The 20,246-nt window shown below is 65.2% G+C and carries 18 protein-coding genes; 4 read left to right on the plus strand and 14 right to left on the minus strand.

Annotated features, from left to right (window positions below; all coding sequences use genetic code 11):
* Positions 1-34: 34 nt before the first annotated feature.
* From FJ942_RS11245 to FJ942_RS11255, 3 genes are all read right to left on the minus strand, one after another.
* Positions 35-481 (minus strand): SRPBCC family protein, encoded by a 447-nt coding sequence (locus FJ942_RS11245; RefSeq protein ID WP_140554745.1) that lies wholly within the window; start codon positions 479-481, stop codon positions 35-37.
* A complete protein-coding gene (locus FJ942_RS11250) occupies positions 481-792 on the minus strand; it encodes a metalloregulator ArsR/SmtB family transcription factor (protein ID WP_140514430.1) in 312 nt (103 codons plus the stop codon). Before FJ942_RS11250 ends, FJ942_RS11245 begins: the two co-directional genes overlap by 1 nt.
* A gap of 90 nt (positions 793-882) precedes the next feature.
* Complete coding sequence (locus FJ942_RS11255) at positions 883-1,302, minus strand: GNAT family N-acetyltransferase (protein ID WP_140897743.1); 420 nt, start codon at positions 1,300-1,302, stop codon at positions 883-885.
* Positions 1,303-1,456: 154 nt separating this feature from the next.
* Here FJ942_RS11255 and leuD point away from each other — a divergent pair, with 154 nt between their 5' ends.
* Positions 1,457-2,062: a 3-isopropylmalate dehydratase small subunit gene (gene leuD / locus FJ942_RS11260; protein ID WP_140491959.1), complete on the plus strand. Its 606-nt coding sequence runs from the start codon at positions 1,457-1,459 to the stop codon at positions 2,060-2,062.
* A gap of 69 nt (positions 2,063-2,131) precedes the next feature.
* On the plus strand, positions 2,132-3,055 hold the full coding sequence (locus FJ942_RS11265; RefSeq protein ID WP_140897745.1) for a hypothetical protein: 924 nt from the start codon (positions 2,132-2,134) through the stop codon (positions 3,053-3,055).
* Positions 3,056-3,168: 113 nt separating this feature from the next.
* Here the strand turns inward: FJ942_RS11265 and lpdA are convergent, their stop codons facing one another.
* The 4 genes from lpdA to FJ942_RS11290 all read right to left on the minus strand — a co-directional run bounded on the left by lpdA (position 3,169) and on the right by FJ942_RS11290 (position 8,446).
* Positions 3,169-4,566 carry a dihydrolipoyl dehydrogenase gene (gene lpdA, locus FJ942_RS11270; protein WP_140625337.1) on the minus strand — a complete coding sequence of 466 codons (1,398 nt, stop codon included), beginning with the start codon at positions 4,564-4,566 and terminating at the stop codon, positions 3,169-3,171.
* A 234-nt stretch (positions 4,567-4,800) separates the two neighbouring features.
* Positions 4,801-6,180 carry a dihydrolipoamide acetyltransferase family protein gene (locus tag FJ942_RS11280; protein WP_140491951.1) on the minus strand — a complete coding sequence of 460 codons (1,380 nt, stop codon included), beginning with the start codon at positions 6,178-6,180 and terminating at the stop codon, positions 4,801-4,803.
* Between the two features lie 16 nt (positions 6,181-6,196).
* Positions 6,197-7,210 carry an alpha-ketoacid dehydrogenase subunit beta gene (locus FJ942_RS11285; protein WP_140524493.1) on the minus strand — a complete coding sequence of 338 codons (1,014 nt, stop codon included), beginning with the start codon at positions 7,208-7,210 and terminating at the stop codon, positions 6,197-6,199.
* 3 nt (positions 7,211-7,213) lie between these two features.
* Positions 7,214-8,446: a 3-methyl-2-oxobutanoate dehydrogenase (2-methylpropanoyl-transferring) subunit alpha gene (locus FJ942_RS11290; RefSeq protein WP_140514092.1), complete on the minus strand. Its 1,233-nt coding sequence runs from the start codon at positions 8,444-8,446 to the stop codon at positions 7,214-7,216.
* Positions 8,447-9,128: 682 nt separating this feature from the next.
* Between FJ942_RS11290 and holA the strand changes: the two genes are divergently transcribed.
* Complete coding sequence (holA, locus tag FJ942_RS11300; protein WP_140524492.1) at positions 9,129-10,172, plus strand: DNA polymerase III subunit delta; 1,044 nt, start codon at positions 9,129-9,131, stop codon at positions 10,170-10,172.
* A gap of 31 nt (positions 10,173-10,203) precedes the next feature.
* Here the strand turns inward: holA and FJ942_RS11305 are convergent, their stop codons facing one another.
* The 7 genes from FJ942_RS11305 to mnmE all read right to left on the minus strand — a co-directional run bounded on the left by FJ942_RS11305 (position 10,204) and on the right by mnmE (position 18,145).
* Positions 10,204-10,992: a DUF2182 domain-containing protein gene (locus FJ942_RS11305; protein WP_140897747.1), complete on the minus strand. Its 789-nt coding sequence runs from the start codon at positions 10,990-10,992 to the stop codon at positions 10,204-10,206.
* 34 nt (positions 10,993-11,026) lie between these two features.
* On the minus strand, positions 11,027-11,653 hold the full coding sequence (locus tag FJ942_RS11310) for a DUF1326 domain-containing protein (protein ID WP_140897749.1): 627 nt from the start codon (positions 11,651-11,653) through the stop codon (positions 11,027-11,029).
* Between the two features lie 313 nt (positions 11,654-11,966).
* Positions 11,967-12,854: a ParB/RepB/Spo0J family partition protein gene (locus tag FJ942_RS11315; RefSeq protein ID WP_140491933.1), complete on the minus strand. Its 888-nt coding sequence runs from the start codon at positions 12,852-12,854 to the stop codon at positions 11,967-11,969.
* 56 nt (positions 12,855-12,910) lie between these two features.
* Positions 12,911-13,711, minus strand: a complete 801-nt coding sequence (locus tag FJ942_RS11320) for a ParA family protein (protein WP_140491929.1) — start codon at positions 13,709-13,711, stop codon at positions 12,911-12,913.
* Positions 13,712-13,768: 57 nt separating this feature from the next.
* The gene (gene rsmG, locus FJ942_RS11325; protein WP_140728721.1) at positions 13,769-14,401 is read right to left on the minus strand and encodes a 16S rRNA (guanine(527)-N(7))-methyltransferase RsmG; all 633 of its coding nucleotides are present in this window, start codon (positions 14,399-14,401) and stop codon (positions 13,769-13,771) included.
* The gene (gene mnmG, locus FJ942_RS11330; protein ID WP_140897751.1) at positions 14,398-16,272 is read right to left on the minus strand and encodes a tRNA uridine-5-carboxymethylaminomethyl(34) synthesis enzyme MnmG; all 1,875 of its coding nucleotides are present in this window, start codon (positions 16,270-16,272) and stop codon (positions 14,398-14,400) included. Before mnmG ends, rsmG begins: the two co-directional genes overlap by 4 nt.
* A 541-nt stretch (positions 16,273-16,813) precedes the next feature.
* Positions 16,814-18,145 carry a tRNA uridine-5-carboxymethylaminomethyl(34) synthesis GTPase MnmE gene (gene mnmE / locus FJ942_RS11335; RefSeq protein ID WP_140897753.1) on the minus strand — a complete coding sequence of 444 codons (1,332 nt, stop codon included), beginning with the start codon at positions 18,143-18,145 and terminating at the stop codon, positions 16,814-16,816.
* 64 nt (positions 18,146-18,209) lie between these two features.
* On the opposite strand from mnmE, the gene FJ942_RS11340 reads away from it, so the two are divergent.
* The gene (locus tag FJ942_RS11340; protein ID WP_140897755.1) at positions 18,210-20,246 is read left to right on the plus strand and encodes a thioredoxin domain-containing protein; all 2,037 of its coding nucleotides are present in this window, start codon (positions 18,210-18,212) and stop codon (positions 20,244-20,246) included.

Here is a 20,246-nt window from a genome sequence, read left to right on the forward strand (position 1 = left end):
TCCGGATGATTGTTTCGCTCGGAAACGATGATTTTCAGCCTTTCGACGCCGGCCGCGACAGGCCCTGCCCGGTTTCGAGTAGGCTTTTCAGGCTCGACAGGACGAGCGGCCAGCCCTTGCCGACATGCTCCAGCAGCTTGTGCGGGCCGTCGGCCGCATGGGTGACGGCAAGCTTCATCATGTCGCCCTCCTGCTCGATGACGAAGGTGCAGGTGGTGTAGCCGTCGGCCTTGACGTCCGGCATGAACTCATTGCGCCATTTGATCACCAGGCGCCTTGGCGGATCGACTTCGAGGATCTCGCCGCTGTCGGTCACCCGGCCGTCGGCATAGACCATCTTCCACGCCGAGCCCTTTCTCCAGTCGCTCTGCATATGGGCGCCGAGAAAATATTGCTCGTGGAATTCCGGTTCGGTCAGCGCCTGCCAAAGCTTGTCGGGCGTGGTGCGGATGTAGGTCACATAAACGAAGGCGTTGCTCATCAGTCTTCCCTTTCGAGGCGTCTCTTCAGATCGCCGAGGGCGGAGAGCCGCCCCCGCTCGAATTTGCCGATCCAGCGCTCGGCGATCTCGTTGATCGGAACCGGGTTGAGGTAGTGCTCCTTCTCGCGCCCCTTGCGGATTGTGGTGACAAGGTTCGCCTCCTCGAGGATCGCCAGGTGCTTGGTCACCGCCTGGCGGGTCATATCCATCTCAGCGCACAGCCCGTTCAGCGTCTGCCCGTTCCTGTCATGAAGGCTGTCCAGCAATTGCCGGCGGGTCGGGTCGGCCAAAGCGCGAAAGACGGCGTCCATGCTCATGGCTCTAATATGCAACCATTTGGTTGCATGTCAAGGCGACATGTCATGCCAACGGCTGCTGGATCCGGCCACAGGAGAAAAATGTCAGCGCGTGCGGGAGAACCAGAAGGCGTCGGCCATGCGCATCATGCCGATGCGTTCGTAGAAGCCGGCGGCGTCGGGCACGGAAACCAGGCTGATGGCGACGGACGGGCCGAGCTGCCGCCGCGCCTCGTCCATCAGTCCCTTGCCGATGCCGAGCCCCTGCGCCGATCCGGAAACGGCGAGATCGGAGATGTAGCAGACCCAGGAGAAGTCCGTCACGGCCCTGATGACGCCGACCAGCGGCTTGCCTTCGGTATCCAGCCGCGCGGTCAGCACCAGATTGGCGCCCGACAGCATCGCCCGCAGCCTGTCGGCATCATCGACGGGACGGATCTCGCCAAGGCCGGAGTCCACCAGCACGCGGCGGAATTCGGGGACGTCGAGCGCGGGTTCGCGTGCATAGAGAATTTTTTCAGCCATCACAGCCAGACTGCACCATCGGGCCGCGAATTCGAAGCCGTTTGTGCGGCACCCCGTGCCGACGCGCGCGAACACCTGCCTTTTATTTGTCGCCGGCTTTGTGTAAACCGGGCGCCAGCAATCCCCCGCAATGCCAGGAAGACGGGCAAAGACCATGGAAAAATTCACCAAGCTCACCGGCGTCGCTGCGCCCATGCCGATCGTCAATGTCGACACCGACATGATCATCCCCAAGGATTATCTCAAGACGATCAAGCGCACCGGGCTCGGCAGCGGCCTGTTCGCCGAGATGCGCTACAAGGACGACGGTTCGGAGAATCCGGATTTCGTGCTCAACAAGCCGGCCTACCGCAAGGCGCAGATCCTCGTCGCCGGCGACAATTTCGGCTGCGGCTCCTCGCGCGAGCACGCGCCGTGGGCGCTGCTCGATTTCGGCATACGCTGCGTCATCTCGACCTCCTTCGCCGACATCTTCTACAACAACTGCTTCAAGAATGGCGTGCTGCCCATAACCGTCAGCCCCGAGGATCTCGACAAGCTGATGGACGACGCTTCGCGCGGCTCCAACGCCACTCTGTCGATCGACCTCGAGGCCAAGGAGATCCGCGGGCCCGACGGCGGCGTGGTCAAGTTCGACCTCGATGACTTCAAGCGTCATTGCCTGCTGAACGGCCTCGACGATATCGGCCTGACGATGGAGAAGGCCGGCGCCATCGCTTCGTTCGAGAAGAAGAACGCCGAGCTGCGCCCCTGGGCCTGAACGGCGCGGCTGACGACATCGGCCCGGCCGTCGCTGGCCGGGCTTGCGGCGGCTGAAGGAGGAACAGTCATGACACGCCCGCTTCTTGCCAGCGCCTGCGCCCTGGCCATGACCGTGGCGACGATGGCCGGCGCGCATGCGCAGGCCGAGACGCCAGAGGCGCAGCCACCGGCGGCAAGCGAGACGCCTGCCACGGATCAGGGAGCCGCCGACGTTTCCGACGACGACAAACAGGCGCCGGTGCCGTTCGAGGGCGGCCAGTTCACCATCACCCAGCAGGAACAGTATGGCGAGAAGGTGCTTGCCTATGACGGCAAGCAACTGGCCAGCAATTACGACGTCTTCTTCGACAAGATCGTCGAGGTCGGCGGCGTCAAGGTGGCGCTGTTCGACGTCGGCGACGGCGGCAATCAGTGCGGGCCGGCGACGGTGATCGTCTGGAAACCGGAAGGCGCTGAGATCCAGAGCACCACCGTCGAGCAGGACGAGTGCGGCGCGCCGCCCACGGCCGTCTCCGACAGCGCCATCTATTTCGTGCCCTATCTCCTGCCCGGCGATTCGAAACCGGCATTGCAGTGGTCGCCGACATCGGGGCTGACGATCGCGGGCAATCTGACCTACATGCCCGAACCCGGCACCGACTGGAAGGACATCGATCCGTCGAAATACGACAACATCATCGACGCCTTCCACAATGAGGCCGTCTACAAGGCGGCCGAGGCGCTGCTCGGCAAGGACATGCCCGACATGGCGACCAGCCTGCTGGTCGGCGGCGGCACTGAAAAGACCGCGTCCGGCGCCTTCTACGCCAGCGGTTGCGTGCCGCACGATTGCGGCGGCAATGACGGCTTCATGGCGGTCGATCCGGGCCAGCACAAGCTCTATTTCGCCCGCCGCGGCGACAATGGCGAGCCGGACGCCAAGCCCCCGGTGAAGACCTGGCCGGCCGACGTGAAGGCAGCGCTCGACAAGGCGATGAGCGCGGCGAATTAACTCCGAATTGCGCACCGTAGGCGGGATGTGCGGGGCGCCTAAGCTGCCAATCTCCCCCCCTTGAGGGGGAGATGTCCGGCAGGACAGAGGGGGGTGCTTTCCGCCGTCCCGAATTAGATATGCAGCGCGTGTCCCAGCGCCTTCAGGGCCGCTTCCTGGAAGCCTTCGCCCTGTGTCGGATGGGCATGGATGGTGCCGGCGATGTCCTCCAGCCGCGCGCCCATTTCGAGCGCCAGGCCGAAGGCCGTCGACAGTTCCGACACGCTTTGCCCGACCGCCTGGATGCCTAGCACAAGATGATTGTCCGCGCGGGCGACGACGCGGACAAAGCCATCCTCGCCAATCCTGGTCATCGCGCGGCCATTGGCGGCGAAGGGAAACATCCCGACCTTGATTTCCCCGCCGAGCGCCTTGGCCTCTTCGGGCGACAGGCCGACGGTGACCAGCTCCGGATCGGTGAAGCAGACGGCGGGGATAGCCCGCTTGTCCCAGCCGCGCTTATGGCCGGCGACGATTTCGGCGACCATCTCGCCTTGCGCCATCGCGCGGTGCGCCAGCATCGGCTCGCCGGTGACGTCGCCAATGGCGAAGATGCCGCGCATGGAGGTGCGGCACTGCTCGTCGATGCGGATGAATCGCCCCGCCATGTCGAGGTCGATCTGGTCGAGCCCCCACCCTTCCGTCACCGGCTTGCGGCCGACCGTGACCAGGATCTTGTCGGCGGCGATCCTCGCATCCTTGCCATCCGGGGTCTCGACCAGCAGCGCATCGCCTTTCGTCGACAGGCCCTTGGCCTTGGCGCCTGGCATCATTTCGATGCCGAGTGCCGCCAGCCGCTTGACCACCGGCCGCGTCAGTTCGGCGTCATACTGCGCCAGCACGCGCGGCAAGGCCTCGACCACGGTCACCGCCGCGCCCATCTTGGCGAAGGCCGTGCCGAGCTCCAGGCCGATATAGCCGCCGCCGACCACCGCCAGCCGCTGCGGCACCTCCTTCAGCGCCAGCGCTTCCGTCGACGAGATCACCGGCCCGCCGAACGGCAGGAACGGCAACTCGACCGGCGCCGAGCCGGTGGCGATCACCACCGCTTCGGCGCGGATCACCTGGCTTCCCGTCTCGGTCTCGACCGCGACGGTCTTGCCGTCTCGAAACGTCGCCCAGCCGTGCACGGTCTTCACCCCGGCCTTCTTGAGCAGGCCGGCGACCCCGCTGTTAAGCCGACTAACGATGCCGTCCTTCCAGGCGACCGTCTTGCCCAGATCCAGCGCCGGCGCGGCCACCGAAATGCCGAGCGGGCTGTTGCCGCCCGCCATCTGCGCGACCTTCTCGAACTCCTCCGCTGCATGGATCAGTGCCTTGGAAGGAATGCAGCCAACATTGAGACAGGTGCCGCCCGGCTTGCCGGCCTCGACGATGACGGTATCGACGCCGAGCTGCCCGGCACGAATAGCGCAGACATAGCCGCCCGGCCCCGCGCCGATGACCAGCAGCTTGCAGGAGATTTCTTTCATGACGTGACCCTTCGATCCGAGGAAACGCTCCGTCGAGATTCTTCGCGCCCCCCTCTGTCCTGCCGGACATCTCCCCCACAAGGGGGGAGATTGGAGGCTTCGGCGCCTCGCTCAATCCCGCAGCGCTGGTGATTGGCGAAAGCCGGCGTGACATCTGATCTCCCCCCTTGTGGGGGAGATGCCTGGCAAGGCAGAGGGGGGCGCTCTCCCGCCATCATCTCGAATGATCCACCGTCAATCCACGAAAATCAGCGCCGGCGTTTCCAGGAGCGTCTTGATGCGCTGGATGAACACCGCCGCGTCCCAGCCGTCGATGACGCGATGGTCGAAGCTCGACGACAGGTTCATCATCTTGCGCGGGATGAACTGGGTGCCGTCCCATACCGGCCGCACCATCATCTTGTTAACGCCGAGGATCGCGACTTCCGGGTGGTTGATGACCGGAGTCGTCGCCACGCCGCCCATGGCACCGAGCGAGGTGATGGTTATGGTCGAACCGGAGAGCTCGTCGCGCGTCGCGGTTCCCGACTTGGCCGCCTCGGCCAGCCTGGCGACCTCCGCGCCGCATTCCCAGATGTCCAGCGCCTCGGCGTGCTTGACGACGGGCACGACCAGTCCCGACGGCGTCTGCGCGGCGATGCCGATATGAATGCCGCCATGCTGGTGGATGATGCCGGCCTCGTCGTCGAACAGCGCATTGAGGTTGGGCTGGTCCGCGATCGCCCTGACCATCGCGCGCATCAGGAACGGCAGCAGCGTCAGCTTTGGCCTTTCTACCCCCTTGGCCGCCCGCTTCTCCTTGTTGAGCGCGGCGCGCAGATCCTCGAGCGCGGTAACGTCGACCTCCTCGACATAGGTGATGTGCGGGATGCGCGACGCCGCCAGCGTCATCTTCTCGGCGATCTTGCGCCGCAGGCCCACCACCTTGATGTCCTCGACGGCATCGTTGCGGGCGAGGCCGGATGCCTTGGCCATGTGCGGCCCGCGCGCCAGGAACGCCTCGATGTCCTCATGGCCGATGCGACCGGCCGGGCCGCTTCCCTGGACCTGCCTGAGGTCAATGCCCGCTTCCTTCGCACGCAGCCGCACGGCCGGCGAGGCCAGCGGCCTTTCACCTTGCGCACGCGGCGCGCTGTTGACCTTGGACCTGGCGCCGTCATCCTCGGGCTTGTCCCGAGGATCTACCGACCTTCCGGAACTGGTCGCGTCATATCCCTGTGGGACGGCGGATCCTCGGGACAAGCCCGAGGATGACGGCGACAGATTGGGCGATGACGGCTCCAGGTCCGAGACCGGGCGAGCCCCCGTATCATCGGAGATACTTTCAGCCGTCACTTCCGCCGGCATCGCACCGCCAACGACATTGCCCTCGCCGGCCACCTTCAGCCGCACGATGGGCGAGCCGATCGCCACCGTGTCGCCGATATCGGCGCCCAGCCACAGGATCTCGCCGTCGACGGGGGAAGGGATCTCGACCGTGGCCTTGTCGGTCATCACGGCGGCAAGCATCATGTCCTCGCGCACGATGTCGCCGACCTTGACATGCCATTCGACGAGTTCCGCCTCGGCGACGCCCTCGCCGACATCGGGCAGCTTGATGATGTGTTCGCCCATGTCGGGCCTCCCCGTTCTAGGCTTCCAATGTTTCCGTAAGCGCCCGGCCGACGCGGGCCGGACCGGGGAAATAGTCCCATTCCTGCGCATGCGGATAGGGCGTGTCCCAGCCGGCGACGCGGGCCACCGGTGCCTCCAGATGGTAGAAGCAGTTTTCCTGCACAAGCGCGACCAGCTCCGCTCCGAAGCCGGAGGTCAGCGTCGCCTCGTGCACCACGACGCAGCGTCCGGTCTTCTTCACCGACGCCACGATGGTGTCGAGGTCGAGCGGCAACAGCGTCCTGAGATCGACGATCTCGGCATCGATGCCGGTCTCCTCGGCCGCCGCCTGCGCGACATAGACCATTGTGCCGTACGCCAACACCGTGACGGCGGAGCCGGCCCGGCGGATCGCGGCCTTGCCGAGCGGCACGGTGTAGTGGCCGTCGGCGACCTCGCCCAGCTCGTGCTTCGACCACGGCGTCACCGGCCGGTCGTGATGGCCGTCGAAGGGGCCGTTGTAGAGCCGCTTCGGCTCGAGGAAGATGACCGGGTCGGGATCCTCGATCGCCGCGATCAGCAACCCCTTGGCGTCATGCGGGTTCGAGGGCACGACGGTCTTCAGCCCCGACACATGGGTGAACAACGCTTCCGGGCTTTGGCTGTGCGTCTGGCCGCCGAATATGCCGCCGCCGGTCGGCATGCGCACCACGATCGGGCAGGTGAAGTCGCCGTTCGAGCGGTAGCGCAGCCTCGCGGCTTCCTGGGTCAGCTGGTCGTAGGCCGGGTACATGTAGTCGGCAAACTGGATCTCCACGCACGGCTTCAGACCATAGGCGGCCATGCCGATGGCCGAGCCGACAATGCCGGATTCATTGATCGGTGCGTCGAAGCAGCGGCTCTTGCCGTATTTCGCCTGCAGGCCTTGCGTGCAGCGGAACACGCCGCCGAAAAAGCCGACATCCTCGCCGAACACCACCACTTTCTCGTCGCGCCCCATCGACACGTCCATCGCGTCGCGAATGGCCTCGATCATGGTCCGCCTCGGCATGGCTCAGACCCCCGCCTGCTGGCGCTGGCGCCGCAGATGCGGCGGCATCTCGGCATAGAGGCCCTCGAACATGTCGCGCGTCGACGGCTTGCCGCCGGCGTGCAGCGTGCCGTGGCTTTCGGCTTCCTTCTGCGCCGCGATCACCGTGTCGAGGATTTCCGCTTCGGCCTGCTTGTGCCGCTCCTCCGACCAGACGCCGAGCCGGATGAGATGGTTCTTCAGCCGAACCACCGGGTCGCCGAGCGGCCAGGCATCGGATTCGGTCTTCGGCCGGTAGGCCGAGGGATCGTCCGAGCTCGAATGCGCGCCGGCCCGGTAGGTGACGTATTCGACCAGCGTCGGCCCCAGGTTGCTGCGCGCGCGCTCGGCCGCCCATTTCGCCACGGCGTGGACGGCGAGATAGTCGTTGCCGTCGACGCGCAGCGCCGGGATGCCGAAACCCAGCCCGCGCGCGGCGAAAGTGCCCGCGCCGCCGCGCGCTATGCCTTGAAACGTCGAGATTGCCCACTGGTTGTTGACGACATTGAGCACCACGGGCGCCTTGTAGGTCGAGGCGAACACCAGCGCCGAATGGAAGTCGGATTCCGCCGTCGAGCCGTCGCCGATCCAGGCCGCGGCGATCCTTGAGTCGTTCGAGATCGCCGAGGCCATCGCCCAGCCGACCGCCTGGATATACTGCGTCGCCAGATTGCCCGAGATCGAGAAGAAGCCGTGCTCCTTGGACGAATACATGATGGGCAATTGCCGGCCCTTCAGCGGGTCGGCCTCGTTGGAATAGATCTGGTTCATCATCGTGACCATCGGGTAGCCGTCGGCGATGAGCAGCCCGGCCTGCCGATAGGTCGGGAAATTCATGTCGCCGGGGGCGAGCGCCTTGCGGAAGGCGCAGCTCACCGCCTCTTCGCCCAGATGCTGCATGTAGAAGGAGGTCTTGCCCTGCCGCTGCGCCATCTGCATGCGCGCATCGAAGGTCCTCAGCGTCATCATGTGGCGCAGGCCTTCGAGCAGTTCCTCGTCGGAGAGCAGCCCCGCCCACGGCCCCACCGCCTCGCCGGCGCGGTTCAGCACCCGGATGATCGAGAATGCCATGTCGCGGATGGCGCGTGGATCGACGTCGATTTCGGGGCGCGGCACCGAGCCGGCGGCGGCGATGGTCACGTTGGAGAAATCAGGCGTGCCGCCCGGCCGCACCTCGGGCTCCGGAACATGGAAGCGCAACATCCCAGCATCGGCCATGACCTTCGTCCTCCATGTCGCCCGGCACCGATATTTGCATATCCGCGCCGCCAGTGCGAATTCACCGGGCAAGCCTCCGGGCATCGGGCCGGCCAAGCCGGCCGATACAGCCTGCCGCGCACCAAGATGAAGATATGTCGGCGAAATTTCTTGTCGATGTTGGGCGGCGCCGCGCAATTAGGTGCAAGGTCGCGTGAGGTTTGTCGCCAGATAGGTGATTGTTTGGCAAGCTTGGCTGCCGCGCCCACTTTCACGCCTGCGGAAGGAGAGGAGAATCGCGGGTCCGCCAAACGTGGCGCCCTTCCTCTCCCCCCTCGATCGGGGGAGAGGTGTCGAGCGCAGCTCGACGGAGTGGGGGTCGACCTTCCCTCGAAGCATTGCTTCCGCTTGATTACCCGGTTTTCTTCCTCGCCGGTCATTGCGCGTGTCTTGGAGCGGCGGCGCGTTTGGCAAACGGCTTCCCCCCACTCTGTCCCGGCTGCGCCGGGCCACCTCTCCCCCTCCGGAGGGAGAGGAAAGGCGTCAAACTTGGCGAGCTCGCACCCTTCCTCTCCCCCGTCGATCGGGGGAGAGGTGTCGAGCGAAGCTCGACGGGGTGGGGGTCGATCTTCCCTCGAAGCAGTTCTTCCGAGGTGAACTGGAAAACGTTCACTCCGCCCCAACATCATGCTAACCACCCTCGATGGCACAGAAGAAAGCATACGAAGTGGATTCCTGGCTCGCGAAGCCGGACCCGCGCATGGCGATCGTCCTGCTTTATGGCCCCGATCGCGGCCTCGTCTCGGAGCGCGCCAAGGCTTTTGCCGCCGCGACCGGCCTGCCGCTCGACGACCCCTTCTCGGTGGTCAGGCTCGACGGCTCCGAAGTCGAGCGCGACGAGGGCCGGCTGCTCGACGAGGCGCGCACCGTGCCGATGTTTTCCGACCGCCGCCTGCTGTGGGTGCGCAATGCCGGCGGCCAGAAGGCGCTGGCCGACGACGTCAAGGCGCTGACGGCGGAGCCCGTGCGGGACGCGATCATCCTCATCGAAGCCGGCGATCTCAAGAAGGGCGTCGGGCTGCGCGCCGTCGTCGAGGCGGCCGACAACGCCATGGCGCTGCCCTGCTATGCCGACGAGGCCAGGGACATCGATGCCGTCATCGACGATGAGCTGCGCAAGACCGGCGCGACGATGACGCTTGAGGCAAGACAGGCGCTGCGCCGCAATCTCGGCGGCGACCGGCTGGCCTCTCGCGGCGAGATCGACAAGCTGCTGCTTTATGTCCATGGCCAGAAGGAAATCGGCCTCGACGACGTCAGGGCGATGTCCGGCGACGTTTCCGGCGCGTCCTTCGACGATGCCGTCGACGCGCTTCTCGAAGGCAAGGTCGGCGAGTTCGACACCGCCTTCACCCGCCATTGCCAGGCAGGCGGCCAACCCTTCCTGGTGCTGTCCTCGGCGATGCGGCAGTTTCAGGCGATGCAGTCCATGCGCGGCCAGATGGAGGCCGGCGGCCGCAATGCCGCGTCGGTGGTGGCGGCGGCGCGCCCGCCGGTTTTCTTCTCGCGCCGCAAGCTGGTGGAGAAGGCGCTGGAACGCTGGAGCGTCGAGGCGCTCGGCCGCGCGCTGACCCGGCTGCAGACCGCCGTGCTGCAGACGCGGCGAAGGCCGGACCTGTCGGTGGCGCTGGCAAGGCAGGCGCTGCTCGGGATCGCGGTGGAGAGCGCGAGATTGGCGCAGCGTTAGGCCCTTTGGCGCCGGGCGCTGCCTCCGTTGGTCAATTCATTGTCATGGCGCCTACCGGCTCAAAGGTCGGCAGCGCCCGTGGAAAGACCAGCACCGCCGCGCCATAGAGCAGCAGAGCGATCCCCGACAGCTTCGCGATCCCATTTCCAGACGGCAGGGTCTTTTCCGCGAATATCAGCAAGGTGACCACGGCCATTGCGGCAACGTTCATGATCCCGAGAGGAAAGAGGGCGAGAAACAGAAGCCAGCAGCAGCCCAGGCAGAAAAGTCCATGCTCCAGACCCATGCGAACCGCGCCCCAGTAACCATCGCGCCATGAGGTCAGGATGAAGCCGATCGGCGTGCGGCATTTGGCCAGACACAGATCCTTCAGTGGGGAAAGTTGGTAGGCGCCCCCAAGCATCAGCAGCGCGCCGCCGAAACGCGCGGCCGTCGCCGTGGACAATCCCACATGCCCGGCGAGCATCTCCGCACCCGCCGCGCCGGCAAAGGCGATAACGCCCATCACGCCCCAGACCAGCATGTACCCGGCCACGAACACCCAGCTCGAGACAAAGGTCTCGCCCCGGCCCCGTTTGCCGGCCTGGACCCGGTGAAATGTCAGGATCATGGGTGCGGCCGTCGGAAACATCATGGCAATCATCATGATCATCCAGACGGCAAGAAACAGCGGCGCCTTCATGCCCATGGTGAGCGAGTACATTTCCATGCGCATGTCCGCGTCCATTCCCGTCTGCTGCCGGATGAGCAAGGTCCATGCCGCCGCCGCGATAGCGATCAGCAGCGCGAGAATGATGTATCGCTGCAACGTCTGCACCATGGACGAAGTACGTCCCGTACTCTGCGGCCAACGGCTACTGCTGGCCGGACCAGTTGATCGGGGCGTAATGTCCGTTCCGGCGGGAATTGTCCCAGCTCATGCCATGGTCGCTGAATGTACTGCCTTCCGCCCCCATCGCCAAGGCGAGCCAGTCGGGATTGACGGGATGGCCAGTGGCCGCCCACATCTGCCCGTCCTCGCGCATCGTCGGCAGCGGCTCGACCGCCATTCGCATGACGCCGGCAATCTCCGCCGACCGCTTCTTGCCGTCTATCCGGTAGCTTATCGGCACCTTCTTGGCGCCGAGATTCGTGCCGATCAAGGGTGCCAGCACCGCCATGGGGCCGCCCGCGACGCCAGTGAAGATGGCGCCTAGCGCCTCTGTCTGCCTGTCATCGGCCCGTTCGTCGATATAGGCGGCGGCCGTCCAGTTGCCGTCTGCCATCGGACCCGGCGTGTGGGCAACCATGGCGACGCTGAGCCCATCCAACCGAACGTCGCCGTAACTGCCCGTATCGATATGAAAGACCAGACCGACGTCGCAAAAACCTTTCGTCGGCCTTGATGTCAGCTGCGCGTTGATGGACAGCAGGCAAGGACACACGACATCGCAGCTACAGTTTTCGAAGTAACTTCCGGACAATTGCCAACGGACTGCCATTTGCACCTCCCATTTGCGTCAGGCGCGCGTCGGCATATTGCTTTGGCGAGGCGGTGCCATTTCACGCCTGTTGCAGGAATGGCAGATAGCCCTCGCCGCGACTGACCGGCACGCTAGGGCAATGAATTTAAGTCTTGTCTAATAGAGGTTACGCCGTTGCCGGGCACTGTCAAGCCGCGAGCGCGGCTGCCGACAGATACCGATGGCGCTGCTTTTTCGCAATCGCCAGCGCTTCAAACGAAAGGGCTGGCGGACAGCCAGCCCTCGTTTTCCCTGCGTTGTAGCTTCCGCTTTGTTGAAGTTCGCCGGCTAACTACCGCTCTTGTTTCAATCTCCGACACAGCTCGTCAAGCTGCTCCAGCGTCCGGTACGCCACGCGAATCTCGCCGCCTTTGTTCGTGTGGTCGATGGTCACGATCATGCCGAGCGTGCCGGTCATCAGCTTTTCCAGCGCCAGCGTGTCGGCGTCTTTTTCCGGCGCGCTTTTCGCCTGCTTCGGCTTCGCCGGGGTCGGACCGGCCGGCATCTGCGCCAGCGCTTCGGCCTGGCGCACCGAGAGCCCTTCCTCGACGATGCGCTTGGCAAGCCCCGCCGGGTCCTCCGCCGTCACCAGCGTGCGGGCATGGCCCGCCGACAACGCCCCGTCGACCAGCATGTCGCGGATCACGTCGGGCAGCTTCAGCAGCCGCAGCGTGTTGGCGACATGGCTGCGGCTTTTGCCGATGACCTGGCCGAGATCGGCCTGGGTGTAGCCGTGATCGTCGATGAGCTGCTGATAGCCGAGCGCTTCCTCGACCGGGTTGAGATCGGCGCGCTGGACGTTCTCGATGATTGCTAGTTCCAGCGCCGTGCGGTCGTTGACCTCGCGCACGATGACCGGGATCTCGGTCAATCCGGCGCGTTGCGCGGCACGCCAGCGCCGCTCGCCGGCGATGATCTCGTAGCGCCCGGCCTGCGACGGCGAAGGCCGCGCCACCACCGGCTGCACCACCCCATGCTCGCGGATCGATTGCGCCAGGTCGGTCAACTCGGCGTCGCCGAAATGCCGGCGCGGGTTTTTCGGATTGGGCGTCAGGAACTCGATCGGCACCTTCCCGTCGGCACTCATCCCAGGCTTCTCCGGCGCGCTCGGACGGTCGATCTCGCCGATCAGCGCCGCCAGCCCGCGGCCCAGTCTCTTTCTCGAAAGGTCTTCGCTCATTTCGGTTCCAGATTGTTTCGGTATCGAATCGGCTTTGCTCCATGCGCGGCCGCTTGTTAAGCGGCGCGCAATTTACGCTCGCGGCGGATCACTTCCGACGCAAGCTGCAGATAGGCCTGGCTGCCGGAGCATTTGAGGTCGTAGAGGATCGCCGGTTTGCCGTAGGACGGCGCTTCAGAGACCCGCACATTGCGCGGGATGATGGTCTCGTAGACCTTGTCGCCCATATGCTCGCGCACGTCCTGCACCACCTGGTTGGCGAGGTTGTTGCGGCCGTCATACATGGTCAGCACGATGCCCTGGATGGTGAGATCCGGGTTGATCGAGCGGCGCACCTGCTCGACGGTTTCGAGCAGCTGGCTGAGACCTTCCAGCGCGAAGAACTCGCATTGCAGCGGCACCAGGACGGAATCGGCCGCCGCCATCGAATTCAAGGTCAAGAGATTGAGCGACGGCGGACAGTCGATCAGCACATAGCCAAACCCGGCCGAACGCGCCGATGCGGCGCGCAGGGCGTTGCGCAGCCGCAGCACCCGGTCCGGCGCCGAGGCGATCTCCATCTCGATGCCGAGCAAATCGAGGGTCGACGGCACGATCGACAGGCCGGGCACCGCCGTCGGGATCGCCGCCTCCTCAAGCTCCAGCTCGCCGGTCAGCACGTCATAGGACGACACCGTGCGGTCCTTGCGGTCGATGCCGAGGCCGGTGCTGGCATTGCCTTGCGGATCGAGGTCGACGATCAGCACCTTCTCGCCGATCGCCGCCAGCGCGGTGGCCAGGTTGATGGCAGTGGTGGTCTTGCCGACACCGCCCTTCTGGTTGGCTACGGTGATGATTCGAGGGCCGTTCTTCATCATGGGTCTATGCCAGGAATTCATTTTGGGTCGCCAACACGGATTCGGACAGGTCTTTGTTCAGACAGGTCGCACATTGGACAGTTCAAGGATGACGCCGCCAAGGTCGGTCATGCTTGGATGTTCTACCAGATCGAAGCTCCAGCGGTTAACGCTTTCTTGCACTTCGGCACGGTAATCCCGGCCTTTGTGGAACAGCCCGCGCGCGCCTGATATCAGCCACGGCCCCGCCAGCTCAAGCAAGGTCGAAAGCGGCGCCAGCGCCCGCGCCGTGACGATTTCCGGTACCGAAACAAGCGCATGGCTGTCGTCGATGCGGCGCGCCACGACACGCGCCGGCAGGCCGAACTGGCCGACGACGGCTTGCAGGAATCCCGCTTTCTTGCGATTGCTCTCGACCAGGTCGATGCTGGCGCCGTCACGCTCGGCAAGCAGGAACGCCAGCACCAGTCCCGGGAACCCGCCGCCCGAGCCGATATCGACCCATCGCCGCGCTTTGTCCTCGATTCGCCAGAGCTGCGCGCTGTCCAGTATGTGGCGTTGCCAGACATCGCCTGCTGTCGACTGCGCGACAAGATTGATGCTGCGATTCCATTTCTGGAACATCTCTTCGAACGCCATCAGGCGATCGAATGTTTCACGTGAAACCGGACCGGCGGCGTTGCGCAGACTCTCCCAGGAGGCAGCGCTCACGCGACGTCCCTTTGCGCGCTCTCGGAATGCCTGACATGAGCGACGATGATGGCCAGCGCCGCTGGCGTCATCCCTTCCATGCGCTGCGCGTCGGCAACCGAACGCGGTCGCCGCGCATGCATCTTCTGCTTCAGCTCGTTCGATAGTCCCGGCACCTCGGCGAAGTCGAGCGACTCGGGGATGAGCCGGCTTTCCTCGTGCCGGATTTGGGCGACGTCGCTCTTCTGGCGATCGAGATAGACTGAATATTTTGCTTCCGTTTCGAGGCGCTCCGCCGTCCTGGCGTCAATCGTCCCGAAATTCCCATCGATTCGGGCCAGCCAAGCCACGTCGACGCCGGGATAGGCGAGCAGTTCATAGGCGGATCTGCGCACGCCGTCGCGATTGACCTCCAGCCCGTGGCGCGCCGCCTCGTTGGGTGTCAGCTTTACGCCGAGCGCCAGCCGGCGCGCTTCGGCGAGGCGCTGCTCCACCTCGCCAAACCGCCGCATCCGCCGGGCTGACGCTATACCCAGCCTTGCAGCCAGCGGCGTCAGCCGCTCGTCGGCATTGTCGGCGCGCAGCGAAAGCCGGAATTCGGCGCGCGAGGTGAACATGCGGTAAGGCTCGCTGATGCCGCGGCTGGTCAGATCGTCGACCATGACGCCGATATAGGCTTCGGTGCGGCTGAGCACGATCTGCTCGCTGCCCGACGCCCGCCTTGCGGCATTGAGGCCCGCGAGCAGGCCTTGCGCGGCGGCCTCCTCATAGCCGGTCGTGCCGTTGATCTGCCCGGCGAGGAACAGGCCGCCGACGCGCTTTGTCTCCAGCGTCGGATGGAGCTCGCGCGGGTCGACATGGTCATATTCGATGGCATAACCGGGCTGCAGCATCACCGCTCGGTCCAGCCCCGGGATGGTCTTCAAGATTTCGAGCTGAACCTCCTCCGGCAGCGAGGTCGAGATGCCGTTGGGATAGACCGTGTCGTCGTCCAGGCCTTCCGGCTCGAGAAAAATCTGGTGGCCTTCGCGGTCGCCGAACTTGACGATCTTGTCTTCGATCGACGGACAGTAGCGCGGCCCGACGCCTTCGATCGAGCCCGAATACATGGCCGAGCGCCCGAGATTGGCGCGGATCAGTTCATGCGTGGCCGCGGTCGTGCGCGTGATGCCGCATTCGATCTGCGGCGTCTCGATGCGGTCGGTCAGCAGCGAGAACGGCACCGGTTCGTCATCCGCCGCCTGGCGTTCCAGCGACGCCCAGTCGATGGTACGCCCGTCGAGGCGCGGCGGCGTGCCGGTCTTCAGCCGGCCGAGCTTGAAGCCTGCGCGGCTCATCGTCGCCGACAGCCCTAGGCTCGCTTGTTCGTTCATGCGGCCGGCGACAATCTTCTTCTCGCCGATATGGATCAGCCCGCGCAGGAAGGTTCCGGTGGTCAGGACCACCGCGCCGCTGGCAAGGCGCCGGCCATCGGCCAGGAGAACGGCGCGCAGGCATCCCGAATCGTCGATGTCGAAGTCGAGCACCTCGCCCTCGATCACATCGAGACCGTTCTGCTGCCGGATCGCTTCCTGCATGGCGAGCCGGTAAAGTTTCCGGTCGGCCTGGGTGCGCGGGCCGCGCACGGCCGGCCCCTTGCGCCGATTGAGCAGGCGAAACTGGATGCCGGCCGCGTCCGCCACCCGGCCCATCAGCCCGTCCATGGCATCGATCTCGCGCACCAGATGGCCCTTGCCGAGCCCGCCAATGGCCGGATTGCAGGACATCACGCCAATCGTGTCGAAACGCAGCGTCACCAGCGCTGTCCTGGCGCCCGCACGCGCAGCCGCGCTGGCCGCCTCGCTGCCCGCATGGCCGCCACCCACCACAACCACATCATAGTGATCGGTCATTTCAAACGTCCTGGATCCGAAGTTTGGTGGAGAGATGTCCCCGCAGCGGGACGGTGTCAAGAAACTTCGCGGGAGTTTCACGTGAAACAGGACGGCGAGCCTCATTGTAGTGTTTCACGTGCGTCACGTGTATCGACCGCCGGCGCCGCCCCCCGGCGCCGTGTCGGCACTCCTCCCTGGCACAGGGAGACAGCGCTGACCGCAAAGCCGGCACCTTCATTTACAAGGCTGATAATTGCCGAAACCGGAAATAACAGCGCCCTCTCCCCGTCTTTATAAGAGAATGCCGGATAAGAGAATGCCGGCAGGCAAGTGCGGGGTAGCGCCGACGCTGGCGACTGACCCCGGCGCAGCCGTTTCACGTGAAACAACGTCGGGTTGGAGAGCCCCTCTGTTTCACGTGAGTCATCGGCCGGGCCCGTCGTGATAGAAGCCGAGGTCAGCGCTGCCCCTCATCCGCCTGCCGGCACCTTCTCCCCGTATAGTGACGGGGAGAAGGGAGGCTCGACGGCGTCGGCGCCCCGACAATGTTCCACGTGAATCATTTCCCGATGCAGAACTGCGAGAAAATCACATCCAGCATGTCCTCGACATCGACCGCGCCGACGATCCGGCCGAGCCGGTCGGCGGCCAGCCGCAGATCCTCGGCGCGCAGTTCCTGCCCGGCGTCCGGGCTCTCGGCCGCGCGCAGCAGGAAGCGGTTGGCTTCGCCTAGCAATTCAACGTGGCGAAGCCGTGAGGGCAGGATGTCGCCGGCTTCGCCGACCTGCGCGGCCGCGAGCCTGGCGATTTCGGCCAGCAATTCCGTCACGCCCGTCCCGTCTTTGGTCGAAATGACGCGATCATAACCGCCTGTAAGCCCGGCGGGGGCTCTTTCCTGCACCAGATCGAGCTTGGTGCCCACGCGCAAGGTCGCGATCCCCTCGCGTTGAAGAGCAACGGGATGCGGGTCGGCCAGATCCTCGAGCACAAGCAAGAGGTCGGCGCCATGCGCCTTGGCTCGCGCCTTCTCGATGCCGATCGCTTCCACCTTGCCGGCGGCGTCGCGCAGGCCTGCGGTGTCGGTCAGCCTGACCCGCAGGCCTTCGAGGTCGAGCACGATCTCGAGCAGGTCCCGCGTCGTGCCCGGCTCATCCGTTACAATAGCTGCATCGCGCCGCGCCAAGGCGTTGAACAGGCTCGACTTGCCGGCATTCGGGGCGCCGAGGATAACAACCTCGAACCCGTCGCGGATGATTTCGCCGGCACGAAACCCGGCAATGTGGCGCTCAATCTCCCCGATCATCGCCGAAACATCAGACCAAACCGTATCCGAAACGGAACCGGGAATGTCGTCTTCGTCGGCAAAGTCGATCTCGGCCTCGATCATGGCGCGCGCATGGATCAGCCGCCGCCGCCAGCTCAGATAAAGCTCGGCCTGCGCGCCCTCGGCATTCTGCACCGCGAAGCGCCGCTGCCCCTCGGTCTCGGCGTTGACCAGATCGGCCAGCGCTTCCGTCCTTACCAAATCGACCTTGCCATTGAGGAAGGCCCGGCGCGTGAACTCGCCCGCTTCGGCGTGCCTGACGCCTTCGAAACCGGCGATCGTCTCCAACAGCCTCGCCACCACGGCGCGGCCGCCATGCACCTGGAATTCCGCCACGTCCTCGCCGGTGAAGCTGCCGGGGCCGGGGAAAAAGATCACCAGGCCACTGTCGAGCACGCCGCCATCGGGCGCCCGCAGCTTGCGCAGGCTGGCCACGCGGCCCTTAACCATACCGCCGGCGATCGTTTCGACAACGAATCGAGTCTTTGGCCCCGAAATGCGGATGACGGCGACGCCGGCGGGCAGGCGGCCGCTGGAAAGCGCGACGATGGTGTCGGCCGAAATCATTTGCCCGCCTTGTTGGACCGCCCTAGCTTCACTATCCAACCCCTGTTTCGCCGGACCGCTCATCGTGACACTGCCTGCGCAAAATCTGCTTGCCGACGAAGCCAGCCCCTATTTGCAGCAGCACAGCGGCAATCCGGTGCATTGGCGGGCCTGGTCGCCGGCGTCGCTTGACGAGGCGAGGGCGCTGGATCGGCCGATCCTGCTGTCGATCGGCTATGCCGCCTGCCACTGGTGCCACGTCATGGCCCATGAAAGCTTCGAGAATGACGACGTCGCCGCCGTCATGAACCGTCTGTTCGTCAATATCAAGGTCGACCGCGAGGAGCGTCCCGACATCGACCAGATCTACATGGCGGCGCTGTCCTCGATGGGCGAGCAGGGCGGCTGGCCGCTCACCATGTTCCTGACCTCGGACGGCAAGCCTTTCTGGGGCGGCACCTATTTCCCGCGCGAGCCGCGCTATGGCCGCCCGGGCTTCATCCAGGTCATGGAGGCGATCGACAAGGCCTGGCGCGAGAAAAGAGCAAGCCTGAACCAGAGCGCCGACGGGCTGACTTCGCATGTCGAAACCCGGCTCGCCGGCGCGCATGCCCGCACCGCGCTCGACCGCGACACGCTTGCCGCGCTCGCCAGAGGCATAGACGGCATGATCGACAAGGATCTCGGCGGCCTGCGCGGCGCGCCGAAATTCCCCAATGCGCCATTCATGCAGACACTGTGGCTGTCCTGGCTGCGCGACGGCGATACCGGCCATCGCGACGATGTCCTGTTGAGCCTCGAACGGATGCTGGCCGGCGGCATCTACGATCATGTCGGCGGCGGTCTCAGCCGCTATTCCACCGACGCGCAATGGCTGGTGCCGCATTTCGAAAAGATGCTCTACGACAACGCGCAGCTCATCCGTTTTTGCAACTGGGCCCATGCCGCGAGCGGGAAGTGTTTGTTCCGGGTCCGAATCGAGGAGACCATCGGCTGGCTGCTGCGCGAGATGCGCCTCGATGGCGGCGCCTTCGCCGCCAGTCTCGATGCCGACAGCGAGGGCGAGGAGGGCCTTTTCTACACCTGGAGCCGGGAAGAGATCGAGACCGCGCTCGGCGACGATTCACCGTTGTTTTTCAACAACTTCATGCTCTCCAGCCCACCCGGTTGGGAAGGCAAGCCCGTTGTCCACCAGACGCAGGCCCAGCAGGTGCAAGGCATTGCCGAGCAGCCGCTTCTGGCCGCTCTCAAGGCAAGGCTGCTGGCAGTCCGTGAACGGCGCGTCAGGCCAGGCCGCGACGGCAAGGTCCTCGCCGACTGGAACGGCCAGATGATCGCAGCACTTGCCGAGGCCGGCCGCTCGCTGGCGCGGCAAGACTGGATCGACGCGGCCAAGACCGCATTCGACCAGATCGCCTCTTCCGCCGAGGGCGGACGGCTGCCGCATTCCATGCTCGGCGCCAAGAAACTGTTCCCGGCCCTGTCGAGCGACTATGCGTCGATGACCGATGCGGCGATCGCCCTGTTCGAAGCCACCGGCGATTGGAGCTACGCCGATCGGGCCCGGCAATTCGTCGAGCAGCTCGACCGCTGGCACGCCGATGCCGACGGCACCGGCTATTATCTCACGGCATCCGATAGCACCGACGTGCCGATCCGCATCAGGGGCGATGTCGACGAGGCTATTGCGTCGGCCACCGGCCAGGTCATCGAGGCGCTGGTCCGGCTCGCCGCGCTGACCGGCGATCTCGACCTGCAGGAGAAAGCGACGAAAGTCGCCGAACATGCCGCCGGCCGCGCGGCGCACCAGGCCTATGGACAGGCCGGCATCGTCAACGCCTCGGCGCTCGCCATAGAGCCGCTAAAGCTGGTGCTTGTGGACGATCTGGCGAATCCGACGCTCGTTCCAGTAGCGAATCGCAATCCCGATCCGCGTCGGGTGGATATTGTGGTGGCGATCGGTACACAGGCGAATCGAACGCTGTTGCCGGGCGGGATCCTGCCTCCCGCCGACAGGCCGGGCGCGTGGCTGTGCACGGGGCAGGTGTGTTTGCCGGCGGTGAGCGATCCGGATGAATTGGAAGGGCTATTGCGACGAAGACCACAGAGTTCGTCATCCTAG

It is taken from the genome of Mesorhizobium sp. B2-4-2 (assembly GCF_006442845.1).
Classification (GTDB): Bacteria; Pseudomonadota; Alphaproteobacteria; order Rhizobiales; family Rhizobiaceae; genus Mesorhizobium.

What these genes read in the sequence shown, in the direction of transcription:
- FJ942_RS11310 (WP_140897749.1), bottom strand. Translation starts at nt 11,653, where the DNA reads ATGGCAGTCCGTTGGCAATTGTCCGGAAGTTACTTCGAAAACTGTAGC.
- FJ942_RS11265 (WP_140897745.1), top strand. Translation starts at nt 2,132, where the DNA reads ATGACACGCCCGCTTCTTGCCAGCGCCTGCGCCCTGGCCATGACCGTG.
- lpdA (WP_140625337.1), bottom strand. Translation starts at nt 4,566, where the DNA reads ATGAAAGAAATCTCCTGCAAGCTGCTGGTCATCGGCGCGGGGCCGGGC.
- FJ942_RS11290 (WP_140514092.1), bottom strand. Translation starts at nt 8,446, where the DNA reads ATGGCCGATGCTGGGATGTTGCGCTTCCATGTTCCGGAGCCCGAGGTG.
- FJ942_RS11245 (WP_140554745.1), bottom strand. Translation starts at nt 481, where the DNA reads ATGAGCAACGCCTTCGTTTATGTGACCTACATCCGCACCACGCCCGAC.
- FJ942_RS11305 (WP_140897747.1), bottom strand. Translation starts at nt 10,992, where the DNA reads ATGGTGCAGACGTTGCAGCGATACATCATTCTCGCGCTGCTGATCGCT.
- leuD (WP_140491959.1), top strand. Translation starts at nt 1,457, where the DNA reads ATGGAAAAATTCACCAAGCTCACCGGCGTCGCTGCGCCCATGCCGATC.
- mnmE (WP_140897753.1), bottom strand. Translation starts at nt 18,145, where the DNA reads ATGATTTCGGCCGACACCATCGTCGCGCTTTCCAGCGGCCGCCTGCCC.
- FJ942_RS11255 (WP_140897743.1), bottom strand. Translation starts at nt 1,302, where the DNA reads ATGGCTGAAAAAATTCTCTATGCACGCGAACCCGCGCTCGACGTCCCC.
- mnmG (WP_140897751.1), bottom strand. Translation starts at nt 16,272, where the DNA reads ATGACCGATCACTATGATGTGGTTGTGGTGGGTGGCGGCCATGCGGGC.
- FJ942_RS11250 (WP_140514430.1), bottom strand. Translation starts at nt 792, where the DNA reads ATGGACGCCGTCTTTCGCGCTTTGGCCGACCCGACCCGCCGGCAATTG.
- FJ942_RS11285 (WP_140524493.1), bottom strand. Translation starts at nt 7,210, where the DNA reads ATGCCGAGGCGGACCATGATCGAGGCCATTCGCGACGCGATGGACGTG.
- holA (WP_140524492.1), top strand. Translation starts at nt 9,129, where the DNA reads ATGGCACAGAAGAAAGCATACGAAGTGGATTCCTGGCTCGCGAAGCCG.
- FJ942_RS11315 (WP_140491933.1), bottom strand. Translation starts at nt 12,854, where the DNA reads ATGAGCGAAGACCTTTCGAGAAAGAGACTGGGCCGCGGGCTGGCGGCG.
- FJ942_RS11280 (WP_140491951.1), bottom strand. Translation starts at nt 6,180, where the DNA reads ATGGGCGAACACATCATCAAGCTGCCCGATGTCGGCGAGGGCGTCGCC.
- FJ942_RS11320 (WP_140491929.1), bottom strand. Translation starts at nt 13,711, where the DNA reads ATGATGAAGAACGGCCCTCGAATCATCACCGTAGCCAACCAGAAGGGC.